Below are 10,270 nucleotides of genomic sequence, written 5' to 3' on the forward strand. Positions count from 1 at the left end.
AGCCCCATTCGTGGACATGAACAAATACTTCGTAATTGCACCAAGCAAGGACAGGAACTCTGCGCCGGCGGGTGCTGTTGTAAACTGACGAAGCCTGCCTCCCGTAGCCGGGAGGAACATCGACAATCTAAAAGAGGGAGAACCACCATGGCACACCGCATCACAGAGACATGCACCTATTGCGCTGCATGCGAACCCGAATGCCCTGTCAATGCGATTTCGGCAGGAGAAGAGATTTACGTCATCGATGAAGCCGCATGCGTCGACTGCATCGGCTACCATGATGAAGCGGCATGCGTGGCCGTCTGTCCGGTCGACTGCATCATCAAAGTATGAGCCGATGTTCCACCTTCGGGGCATGTGGGATCGCACTCGCGGGTAGCCTTCGTACAACGAAACCGGAGGAAAAGGCGCGCGGAGTTTTTTTTCGGGCGGGAAATTATCTTATATTGATAAACTTGTATTGAATCGTTCTTTTTTACCTGTTTTAACAACTCTTAAGCGAGGAAGTCAATATGGCACTCTACATTACCGAAGAATGCACCTACTGCGGCGCCTGTGAGCCCGAATGCCCGGTCACCGCAATTTCAGCCGGCGACGACATCTACGTCATCGACGCAGCAACCTGCACCGAGTGTGCCGGTTACGCCGATGCTCCCGCCTGTGCAGCAGTCTGCCCTGCAGAGTGCATCGTTCAGGGATAAGCTCCGGAAACGGGCCCCAATCGAAAAGAGGCTGTCTCAGAATCAACGCTGGGACAGCCTTTTTTGCGTTCACAGCATACCCTTGATGTACTGAGATGCGGGTCCTGAGGACCACCAGCCTCAGTAGCTCATAACAATGACTGACGGATGAGTGACGCAGGAGTGACGAAGGAATGATGAGTGACGAAAAAGGGCCGCCATTGCAGGCAGCCCGTTTGTGTCTGTTGCTGTCCTTTTGAGACAGCCTCTTTTTTTGTTATCATCCTTAAACGACCTACACCAACCCACCCCGGCATGTCGGCATGATCAAAAACGCCCTCCTTACCATCCTTACATCGCTGCAACTGCTGCTGGCGGGCATCTGGCTCGTCATCCGCATCGTGCTGGAATACTTCGGGATCATCAGCGACGGAAACGACCGCACGACCGGAATCAAGGGGCTGAGGGACGAATACAAAAAAGCCAACTACCGCTAACCGCTACAAGTCTGGCGGTGCAATACTATTCAGCGGTCACCACGGTAAGATCGACGGCCTGCCCCGGGGATACATAGGCGCTGACCGCGGGACGCTGGCTGATGACGGTGTTCGGCACCAGAATCGCGGAATACTCCTTCGTCACCCTACCCCGCTTGAGACCAGCCTCTGTAATGACCTTGTCGGCCTGTGAAAGCGACATGCCGAGCACGTCAGGCACAATAAGCTTCTCCATTCCCTCATCCGACTCTTCGAAGCGTCCCACTATCAGCGAAACCGATGAACCGGCCTTGACCGATACCCCTGCCGGAACTGATTGGGAGAGCACCCGTCCGTCCTCATCGCGGCTGCGGACGGGGCTGATCTGCACGTCGTCAATGGCGATATCCATCCGCGCCATGGTCTGCAGTGCATCGGACTGGATGCGTCCCACGAGATCGGCCATGGGATAACTCGGTTTTTCCCTCCTGTTCAACACGAGATAAATGTCACGCCCCTTTTTGACCCTCTGGCCGGCGGCAGGCGACTGAGATAAGACAATGGTCGAGTCCACGCCGCTTATGTACTTCACGTGGTAGCGCTGTCTCGGATCGAACCCCTCCCAACGCAGTTTGGAAGCTGCATCGTCATACTGGAGGCCTGTCACATCGGGAACGGTGACAGCACTGCCAAGGGAAACGTACCAGGGCATGATCACCCTGTCTATAACCCCGGCAACAAGAAAAACTATAAGAAAAATCAGTCCGGCTTTTTTCATCATAACAAGAGAAAATCATAATCAGGTTCATAAAAGCACAAGGAGCGCTTCTGGCCGCACCAGGATAGCGCGGCAAGCTCAGTGCTGGCGGTTCATTACAAAATCGACCAGGTTCATAAGCGCCGTCTTTGCCTTTCCCTCAGGAAATGGCTGAAGGGCAGCTCTCGACTCGTCGGCAAAGCGTTCAGCCACGCCTGCGGCATAGGTGAGCCCGTCCATACGCTTCACAAACTCAATAACCTCGCCCCGCTTCAGCGCGCGTTTTCCGGAGTTCTTCAGGATGGAGCGGATCCGCCTCGCTTCGGAGGGGGCAGCATTCGAGAGAGCATGGATGAGCGGCAGGGTGATTTTCTTGTCGCGGATGTCGATGCCCATCTCCTTGCCGGTTTTTTTTGAGTCGCCGGTATAATCAAGAAGATCGTCACGGATCTGGAAGGCAAGCCCCAGGTGCTCCCCATAGCGCTTCATGGCGAGTATGCTCTTCTCGTCCGACGTTGCGCTGAGGGCACCCATGGCGCAGGAGGAGGCAATGAGGGAAGCCGTCTTGTCGGAAATGACGGAAAGATAGTCCTCCTCGGTGATGTCCAGGCTCCGGGTCTTCTGTATCTGGAGAATTTCGCCTTCACTCATGCGGCGTACTGCATCAGAAACCTGATGCAGAAATCCGTAGTCACCCGAGTCGAGCGAATAGAGCAGGCCCCGGGAGAGGAGGTAGTCGCCGATGAGAACGGAAATCTTGTTTTTCCAGATCGCATTGATAGAGGGAAGCCCCCGGCGCATCTCGGCGCCGTCGACAACGTCGTCATGGATCAGGGTAGCCGAATGCAGAAGCTCGACCATGATGGCGGCACGGTAGGTCGCATCCGTCACGCCTCCCGAGACTGCGGCGGAAAGCAGGACCATCGCCGGCCGGATCTGTTTGCCCTGCTGGCGGAGCACGTACCGGGTAACCTTGTCGACCAGTGTATTCTGGGCATGCAGCAGCTCCCGATACTTCTTCCGGAAAATCTCGAGTTCATCGGCCACCGATGCCGTTACTTCATTGATATTCAACAGCTCCCCGGTCTTAATGGGTGAAAGGACGATACAATGCCCTGCAATTTACAAATATCGCGATTCCGCATGCAAATAAAATAACGACGCGGCATGTAGCGCACCACAGGGCGATGCCGCTATCGGAGCGAGCAGGAAACAATGTTTGCCAACGTGCATCTTTGTTGCTATGTTTTGAAAGCTGCGCCATGACTCCCGAGCGACCACCTCCACAGAGAACCGAGCGATGAAGAAGGACGAAGAACCCTCCATACCCCCCCCTGATTCAGGGACTGAACAGGACGGCACCCGGCCCGGGACCCCGCCAGCAGAAGCCGAGTCCGTCGGAAACGGCAGCACGCCGCCTGAACCCGCTCCCGATGTAAACCAGGGAGAGCTGTTCGACCTCACACCGATTGATCCGGCATTGGCTGCCGTCGGCAACGGCCGGAAAACGTCCGCCGATGAGCTGAAAGACCCTCAGGAGGACAATGCTGAAGGCGGGGGGCACTTCATCGAACATCTTGACGAGATCCGAACTAGACTCATACGTTCGGCACTGGTCCTGGCCCTCGCCACCGGCCTCTCGGCCTTATACTCCGACTTCCTCGTCGACAACGTGCTGATCGGCCCCCTCAAGAGAAGCAGCGGCACCCTCCAGCTCCAGAACCTTGTGCCCTACGGCCAGATATCGATCTATCTTCAGGCGGTGTTCTTTTCGGGCTTCATCGTCTCGTTCCCCTTTCTTGCTCTCCAGCTATGGCAGTTCGTGGCGCCGGGGCTGCATGAACATGAGCGTTCGGCAGGGCGATTCTCAATCCTCTTCATCTCGCTCTCCTTTTTCCTCGGCATCATGTTCGGCTATTTCGTGTTCCTTCCGGTCTCTCTGGCCTTTTTCGCCTCGTTCGGCTCCCCCCTGATCGAGAACAACATCTCCGTCCAGGACTATGCCAGCTTCTTCATCGGCACCCTCCTGACCGCAGGGCTGGTGTTTGAGCTCCCCTTCATCTCCTATATACTCTCCAAGATCGGACTGCTGACTCCGGCTTTCATGCGCTTCTACCGGCGCCATGCCATTGTCACCCTGCTCATTGTCGCGGCACTCGTCACCCCGTCGACCGACATCGTCACCCAGCTGGTGATCGGCGTACCGCTCATCCTGCTCTATGAGGCAAGCATCCTGATTTCAGCGCATGTCAACCGCAACAACGCAGCTTTGAAACGCTCGTGACCAGCACTACTGGACATCAGCCCCGTCTGATCAATCTTCCTGTACAGGGAAAGACCCTGGAGGGCAACCCGCTCGGCGATCCCTCCCTGCGGCTGATGCCGGTCTACCTCCCTCCCTCCTACGACGACAAAAAGCGGTTTCCCGTCATCTACCTCCTGGCCGGATTCGCCTCGAGCGGAGCCTCGTTCACCAACTACTCGTTCATGACGCCCTCGGTTCCCGAAATTGCCGAGCGGCTGATCGGCGAAAGAACGATGGAGGAGACCATCATCGCCATGCCGGACTGCATGACGCGCTACGGCGGCTCGCAGTATGTCGACTCCGCGGCAACGGGGAAGTATGAAACCTATCTGGTTGAAGAGATCGTCGGCGCTGTAGACCGGAATCTCAAAACACTGCCCGGACGTGAACACCGCGCAGTCGCGGGCAAATCATCGGGAGGGTTCGGTGCACTCCGGCTCGCCATGCGCCACCCCGATGTGTTCTCTGCGGCTGCATGCCACAGCGGCGACATGGCCTTCGACCTGTCATACAGGCCGAACTTCCCCGCTGCCGCAAGGATACTTGAACGATACAACGGAAACATCGCCGCATTTTACGAGCGCTACTTCGCTTCACCGAAACCCCCGCAGGGAGAGTTCGCGCTGCTTGACCTGCTCGCCATGTCGGCAGCCTATTCGCCCGACAGGTCCCGGCAAGCACCGGAAAACATGCGTCTGCCGTTCGATCCCGAAACCGCGGAAACGATTGAAGAGGTTTGGCAGGAGTGGATCGGGTTCGATCCGGTGCAGATGCTGCAGGGCGAAGAGCACCGCCTTGCGCTCAGCTCTTTGAAGCTGCTGTTCCTTGACTGCGGAACAATGGACGAGTACAACCTCCAGTTCGGACTGCGCATTCTCACAAGGGAACTCCGGCGTTACGGCATAGCGCACCGCCATGAGGAGTTCATGGATTCGCACGGAGGCACCTCCTACCGCTACAAGGTATCGCTACCGGCGCTTGCTCTGGCAATCCGGGCCTGAAGCCGCGGCCTCTACAAGAACGCTGTACAGCCGCCCGGCCTCCTCTTTGAGCTTCGTCTTCCCGATGTCGTTGTACACCACATAGTCCGCCCGCGCAACCAGCATCTCCTGAGGCCACTGGAGTGCGATGCGCTTCCGTATGTCCTCAGGGGTGCCGAGCCCCCTCGTGACCGCCCGTTTGATGCGGGTTTCGGTGTCGGCGGCGACGACAACAACAAAATCGAGGTCTGCGGCACGACCCGTCTCGAACAGGATGGCTGCCTCCATGACAAGAATCGCCGTCCCCCGCCCGAAGGCCTCAAGCGCCCTCTGGCGAAATGCGTTGTATACTTTCGGGTGGATAAGGTTATTGAGCGCCCCAAGCGTTGCGGGATGGGAAAACACCTCCCTTGCGATGCGCTTCCTGTCGAGACTGAGCTTGCCGGAACGGGTTTTAGAGTAAACGTCCTTGCCGAAAAGGGATTTGATGCCCTCCATAATTTCCGGATCAGAAACCTGCAGCTGGCGGGCGACCTTGTCAGCCTCGAACAGTTCGCAGCCCATCTTTTCCAGAAAACGGCACAGCGTGGACTTGCCGCTGCCGATGCCGCCGGTGACACCGACAAGGAACGGATGCGATGGGGTCATTTGGGCGCGTCCGCTTTCTTTCGGATATTCTCCCGGACACGGACTAGCACCTTCTGCCATCGCTCGGGGTCAGTCCGGTACAAATCACTCTTCGCTTTGAGCTTCTCCATACTGAGACTGTGGCGCTCAAGCATCGAGGCAAGGGTTGCGGAATCGAGATCCGCAGTGATGGCTCCGCCGGTATCTTCCGATACGCCGGAGGTCAAGAGATACTCGCTGTAAAACTCGCTGAACCGGACATCGTCAGCGTCCAGTGTTGAGGAAGGCTTTCCCTGGCATCCGCCGAGGAGCGGAAGGAGGAAAAGGGCTGCAAGAACCATGCGGAGGGAACGGCTCGGTTTCATCTGTCGGTTCGGATACGGTGTTGAAGGTGCCTGAAGCAAGCAGCCGTCATCCCTCAGGGCAGAGACGGCCGAAAATGATTTTTCAAGATTTAAGAAACTAAATCCGGAATTCAAAAGTTTATCATTTATTAATCATGCGCAGTAAACGCATACGGCACAATATAATCCACCTATAGCAAAGGCTCGGCAACCTCTCTTAAAAACAATAAAAAACACACTTCATCATGGCCTACCAGCAACCAGCGCTCCCTTGGGCGGAAAATGCCCTTGAGCCCCACATCTCCGCTAAAACCCTAAGCTTCCATTACGGCAAGCACCATGCGGCATATGTCACCAACTACAATAACCTCGTCGGCGGCACGCCACTTGATGAAATGCCGATTGAGGATGTGATTGCCCAGACGGCCGGCGACTCGTCCAAAATCGGGGTATTCAACAACGGAGCGCAGGCCTGGAACCACAGCTTCTACTGGAACTGCCTCACCCCGAACGGCGGTGGAAAGCCTTCCGGTGAACTTGCTGAAGCGATAGAAAAGGATTTCGGCGGCTACGATGCATTCCGTGAAGAGCTGAAGAATGCCGCAGCGACGCAGTTCGGAAGCGGATGGGCCTGGCTCGTGCTGGAGAACGGTACCCTGAAGGTTGCCAAAACAGCCAATGCAGAAACCCCCATGACAAAAGGCATGAAGCCGATCCTCACCATTGACGTGTGGGAACATGCCTACTACCTCGACTATCAGAACCGCAGACCGGATTACACGGCAGCCGTCATCGACAACCTCATCAACTGGGAATTTGCCGAAGAAAACTACACGGCTGCACGCTGAGGAATATACCAATAGCCTGCTGAAAAGGTGCCCCTTGAAAGGGCACCTTTTTTTTGAGCCAGGGCACCCCATCCGACTCTTCCTGACTCACAGCCCTCGCTTTATCCGGTACGGCAGGACGCATAGATTCACGACAGCCGGCACCGGGATAAAGTTGCCGATCATGCATAGCCGGTGGGGTAAGTGAGGCTTCTGGAGGCGACGGCGGGGTATGCTTTCTGAACTATTTTGTAGATGAAGCCGTTCTTTTCCTGCCTTACTTACAAACCTTGTGAATACTTGATCCATGATAGAAATCACCAGCACAGAATTACGGCGGAATATGGGCAAGTACCTTGAACCTGCCACAACAAAACAGGAGCAGGTACCGGTCCGATACAGGAACAAGCGGCTGTTTTCGTAGACCCTTGATGCCGTTAATGAGAGCCGCGCAGAAAAGACAGCGAAGAACGAGAAGTATTTTGAACAGCCGGAGGTGCTGAACGCTATCCGTCAGGGAAAAGCCGACATAGAAGCAGGACGGTGCGTTACGATCAAAAACCCCAATAACATATGGGAAAGTATTCTCTCGTAACTTCCGATCTCGAAAAAGCTCATCTGGCGGCGTCATACAAAACCGGAAATGCTAAACGCATCAAGAAAATCTCGTAAATATCCAGAGAGTGCTGGCGAATCATCCAAGAACCGGGACAGGCAAACCAGAGCGACTCAAAGGGAATCTGAAGGGGTATTGGTCACGACACCTCAGCAATAAACATCGTATCGTGTATGAGATTATTGACAACACCGTACCCGTTTATATCATCGAGGCCAAAGGGCATTACGATGACAAGCAGATTCCCCATTGATTGACCGACCCCCTACCCTCGCCTCACCCGCGGGGGTTTTTCAATTACCCAAAGCCAAGCATACTCCGCAAGCCCCCCTTTCTTTGATGGCATCACTTTCTGGGTTGAACACAGCGCCGATAAAGCACATGCCGGCATGTCATCTTAGAGCCAGGGCACTCCGTCCGACTCTTCAAGACTCACAACCCTCGCGTTATCGGGTACGACAGGACGCATAGAGCCGTTTCTACGATTGAATGCGCGTTCGTCATAGGAGATGACCAGCTGTCGCTCTCCCTTTCCCTCATCACCCTGCAGCACCATTTCGATTGTGCGGGGCACCATGGCGCTTTTACCGTCCACCATGCAGGCCTCGAAGTCCTTGAAGTGCATTTCGCTCGTGAGCCGCCCCGCGCCGTCCTTTACCTGAAGCGCACGAAGTGTACCGGAGGCGGAATCTGCGACAACCACCTTCGCCCCTGACCCTGATGCAATGCTGAAAGAGACGAGTCCGTCTCCCTTCTGCACAGAACGGATGGCCCCGGCAGGCTCAGGGATGTCCATAAGGCCGAGCAGCGAACCTGAAATGAGCATCGGCCCCGAACTGACGCCGAGTATTTTTTCGAGGTTCCGCTCGTTGTTTCCGCCGCTGAAATAGCGGTTACGGAGCATATCGTGCACCAGCACCGAATCCCGGCCGATGAAAATATCGGCGACAGGCAGGCCGATGAACCCGGCACTTACCAGCATGCGAGACTCCCCCCCCCTGTTCACCCGTATGCTGCAATAGACCTTGTGACGATGCTTCAGGGTTTTGAGCCATACATCGGCGTAGCCGTCAACCGAGGTGATGAAGGGCGCCGATGCCCGCACTCGCTGGTACAGGGCCGCATCCCCCTTTGAAAGCACTGCTTCTCCGAGAGGCAGCTCCTGTCGGGACACCGTCCGGAAACCCGAACAGCCGGAAACAATAACCGAAAGCGCAAGCAGGAGAGCCCACGCCAAAACACCGTTTTTACGCATCATCACCTTCCGTTTTTCGTGCTCGCGTCACCATAGGGGGACGAAGCTTCATTATCCTCTTTGAAAACAGCATCCTGTAAAGCACATTGCAGTACAGGTGTTTTTTCAAGTGTACCCTAAAAAACACCACCGTCAAAACCACAACCCTACAACCGCGACATGCATTCCATACATCTCAAACCGAAAGAACACCGCAGAATCCAGAAGGGACACCTTTGGGTATTCAGCAATGAACTCAGGGAACTTCCCCGCGACATCGCCGCCGGGGAAACCGTCCGACTGCACACCCATGAAGGAAAGCTTGTAGGGGCAGGCTTCTACAATCCCAACTCACTCATCTCCTTCCGTCTGCTCACCCGCGGCGAAGAACTGCCTGACAGGGATTTTTTCCTCCGCAAGCTCACCGAGGCCCTCGCCCTCAGAGAGAAGGTATACCAATTGGACGACACTGATGCCTGGCGTCTTGTGCACGGAGAGTCCGATGGTCTGCCGGGACTTATCGTGGACCGGTTTGCAAAGGGCATCGTCCTGCAGGCATTCTCTGCCGGAATGGACCTCCACCTGCCCCTCATCACCGAAATCCTGCAGGAACTGCTGAAGCCGGAAGTCGTGGTAGTACGCAATGAATCCGTGCTCCGGGAGCTTGAGGGCCTTCCGCTCTATCGTGACGTGGTCGCCGGCAGCAAAACAGCGGTCGTGCAGACAATCCATGATGCAGGCATCACCTTCAAGGTCGACCTCTATGAGGGCCAGAAAACAGGGTTTTTCCTCGACCAGCGTGAAAACCGCAGGATCCTCAGACGCTTCAGCAAGGGAGCAAGGGTGCTCGACGTCTTCACCAACGATGGCGGGTTCGGCCTCAACGCACTGGCTGGAGGAGCATCCTCCGCACTGCTCGTCGATGCATCTGAAGAAGCCCTGAAACGTGCCGAGCGCAATGCCGGACTCAACGGGATGGACAACTTCAGTCTCATGGCAGGGGACGCGTTTGACGTACTCCAGCAGATGATTGATGCCAAAGAACAGTTCGATATCGTCATCCTCGACCCGCCAAGCTTTACAAAAAGCCGGAAAAACCTTCCAGTGGCACTCAAGGCATACAAAAAGCTCAACCAGCTCGGGCTGAAGCTCGTGAAAAACGGAGGGTTCCTGGCAACCGCATCGTGCAGCCACCATGTATCGGAAGAGGACTTCCTGCAGAGCGTCCATCAGGCCGCACTCCTCAGTGGCACACAGCTCAGGATGATCTACCGCAACTCCCAACCCTTCGATCACCCGGTGCTGCTCTCAATGCCTGAAACCGGATACCTCAAATTCGCCTGTTTCTACGTAACCCGCTGAATATGCCTCTTTGGCCTGTGCTGTAAAAGCGCAGGCCGTTGATAAAAAAAGCCTACTCT

The 10,270-nt window shown here is 55.7% G+C and carries 13 protein-coding genes; 8 read left to right on the forward strand and 5 right to left on the reverse strand.

Translation table 11 applies throughout. The features are described from left to right. Positions 1–147 precede the first annotated feature (147 nt). The 3 genes from A3K90_RS00330 (at position 148) to A3K90_RS00340 (ending at position 1,180) form a co-directional block, all read left to right on the forward strand. Positions 148–336, forward strand: a complete 189-nt coding sequence (locus A3K90_RS00330; RefSeq protein ID WP_011357949.1) for a 4Fe-4S binding protein — start codon at positions 148–150, stop codon at positions 334–336. 179 nt (positions 337–515) lie between these two features. Beyond that, positions 516–704, forward strand: coding sequence for a 4Fe-4S binding protein (locus A3K90_RS00335; RefSeq protein ID WP_011357950.1), 189 nt, complete (start codon positions 516–518; stop codon positions 702–704). A 302-nt stretch (positions 705–1,006) separates the two neighbouring features. After that, entirely contained in the window at positions 1,007–1,180 is a 174-nt protein-coding gene (locus tag A3K90_RS00340) for a hypothetical protein (protein WP_011357951.1), read from the forward strand. Between the two features lie 25 nt (positions 1,181–1,205). Here the strand turns inward: A3K90_RS00340 and A3K90_RS00345 are convergent, their stop codons facing one another. Together A3K90_RS00345 and A3K90_RS00350 are read right to left on the reverse strand one after the other, a co-directional pair. After that, positions 1,206–1,871, reverse strand: a complete 666-nt coding sequence (locus A3K90_RS00345; RefSeq protein WP_238974561.1) for a PASTA domain-containing protein — start codon at positions 1,869–1,871, stop codon at positions 1,206–1,208. A 144-nt stretch (positions 1,872–2,015) separates the two neighbouring features. After that, the gene (locus tag A3K90_RS00350; protein WP_303680635.1) at positions 2,016–2,990 is read right to left on the reverse strand and encodes a polyprenyl synthetase family protein; all 975 of its coding nucleotides are present in this window, start codon (positions 2,988–2,990) and stop codon (positions 2,016–2,018) included. 226 nt (positions 2,991–3,216) lie between these two features. On the opposite strand from A3K90_RS00350, the gene tatC reads away from it, so the two are divergent. Both tatC and A3K90_RS00360 read left to right on the forward strand, forming a co-directional pair. Continuing rightward, positions 3,217–4,200 (forward strand): twin-arginine translocase subunit TatC, encoded by a 984-nt coding sequence (gene tatC, locus A3K90_RS00355; protein WP_011357954.1) that lies wholly within the window; start codon positions 3,217–3,219, stop codon positions 4,198–4,200. Further along, positions 4,197–5,222 carry an alpha/beta hydrolase family protein gene (locus A3K90_RS00360; RefSeq protein ID WP_011357955.1) on the forward strand — a complete coding sequence of 342 codons (1,026 nt, stop codon included), beginning with the start codon at positions 4,197–4,199 and terminating at the stop codon, positions 5,220–5,222. The genes tatC and A3K90_RS00360 overlap by 4 nt, the downstream gene beginning before the upstream one ends. Here the strand turns inward: A3K90_RS00360 and coaE are convergent. Next, the gene (gene coaE / locus A3K90_RS00365) at positions 5,190–5,849 is read right to left on the reverse strand and encodes a dephospho-CoA kinase (RefSeq protein ID WP_303680636.1); all 660 of its coding nucleotides are present in this window, start codon (positions 5,847–5,849) and stop codon (positions 5,190–5,192) included. The two genes, A3K90_RS00360 and coaE, sit on opposite strands and share 33 nt — an antisense overlap. After that, a complete protein-coding gene (locus A3K90_RS00370; RefSeq protein WP_157858157.1) occupies positions 5,846–6,193 on the reverse strand; it encodes a hypothetical protein in 348 nt (115 codons plus the stop codon). The genes coaE and A3K90_RS00370 overlap by 4 nt, the downstream gene beginning before the upstream one ends. A gap of 224 nt (positions 6,194–6,417) precedes the next feature. On the opposite strand from A3K90_RS00370, the gene A3K90_RS00375 reads away from it, so the two are divergent. Both A3K90_RS00375 and A3K90_RS00380 read left to right on the forward strand, forming a co-directional pair. Next, on the forward strand, positions 6,418–7,020 hold the full coding sequence (locus A3K90_RS00375; RefSeq protein WP_011357958.1) for a superoxide dismutase: 603 nt from the start codon (positions 6,418–6,420) through the stop codon (positions 7,018–7,020). 662 nt (positions 7,021–7,682) lie between these two features. Further along, positions 7,683–7,868 carry a Txe/YoeB family addiction module toxin gene (locus tag A3K90_RS00380; RefSeq protein WP_238974562.1) on the forward strand — a complete coding sequence of 62 codons (186 nt, stop codon included), beginning with the start codon at positions 7,683–7,685 and terminating at the stop codon, positions 7,866–7,868. 144 nt (positions 7,869–8,012) lie between these two features. Here the strand turns inward: A3K90_RS00380 and A3K90_RS00385 are convergent, their stop codons facing one another. Continuing rightward, on the reverse strand, positions 8,013–8,873 hold the full coding sequence (locus tag A3K90_RS00385; RefSeq protein WP_303680637.1) for a DUF4292 domain-containing protein: 861 nt from the start codon (positions 8,871–8,873) through the stop codon (positions 8,013–8,015). Between the two features lie 156 nt (positions 8,874–9,029). On the opposite strand from A3K90_RS00385, the gene A3K90_RS00390 reads away from it, so the two are divergent. Further along, the gene (locus A3K90_RS00390; RefSeq protein WP_303680638.1) at positions 9,030–10,211 is read left to right on the forward strand and encodes a class I SAM-dependent rRNA methyltransferase; all 1,182 of its coding nucleotides are present in this window, start codon (positions 9,030–9,032) and stop codon (positions 10,209–10,211) included. Positions 10,212–10,270 lie beyond the last annotated feature (59 nt).

The sequence above is a fragment of the Pelodictyon luteolum genome (assembly GCF_001622165.1).
GTDB lineage: Bacteria > Bacteroidota > Chlorobiia > Chlorobiales > Chlorobiaceae > Chlorobium > Chlorobium luteolum_B.

What these genes read in the sequence shown, in the direction of transcription:
- A3K90_RS00330 (WP_011357949.1), top strand. Translation starts at nt 148, where the DNA reads ATGGCACACCGCATCACAGAGACATGCACCTATTGCGCTGCATGCGAA.
- A3K90_RS00335 (WP_011357950.1), top strand. Translation starts at nt 516, where the DNA reads ATGGCACTCTACATTACCGAAGAATGCACCTACTGCGGCGCCTGTGAG.
- A3K90_RS00340 (WP_011357951.1), top strand. Translation starts at nt 1,007, where the DNA reads ATGATCAAAAACGCCCTCCTTACCATCCTTACATCGCTGCAACTGCTG.
- A3K90_RS00345 (WP_238974561.1), bottom strand. Translation starts at nt 1,871, where the DNA reads ATGCCCTGGTACGTTTCCCTTGGCAGTGCTGTCACCGTTCCCGATGTG.
- tatC (WP_011357954.1), top strand. Translation starts at nt 3,217, where the DNA reads ATGAAGAAGGACGAAGAACCCTCCATACCCCCCCCTGATTCAGGGACT.
- coaE (WP_303680636.1), bottom strand. Translation starts at nt 5,849, where the DNA reads ATGACCCCATCGCATCCGTTCCTTGTCGGTGTCACCGGCGGCATCGGC.
- A3K90_RS00370 (WP_157858157.1), bottom strand. Translation starts at nt 6,193, where the DNA reads ATGAAACCGAGCCGTTCCCTCCGCATGGTTCTTGCAGCCCTTTTCCTC.
- A3K90_RS00375 (WP_011357958.1), top strand. Translation starts at nt 6,418, where the DNA reads ATGGCCTACCAGCAACCAGCGCTCCCTTGGGCGGAAAATGCCCTTGAG.
- A3K90_RS00385 (WP_303680637.1), bottom strand. Translation starts at nt 8,873, where the DNA reads ATGATGCGTAAAAACGGTGTTTTGGCGTGGGCTCTCCTGCTTGCGCTT.
- A3K90_RS00390 (WP_303680638.1), top strand. Translation starts at nt 9,030, where the DNA reads ATGCATTCCATACATCTCAAACCGAAAGAACACCGCAGAATCCAGAAG.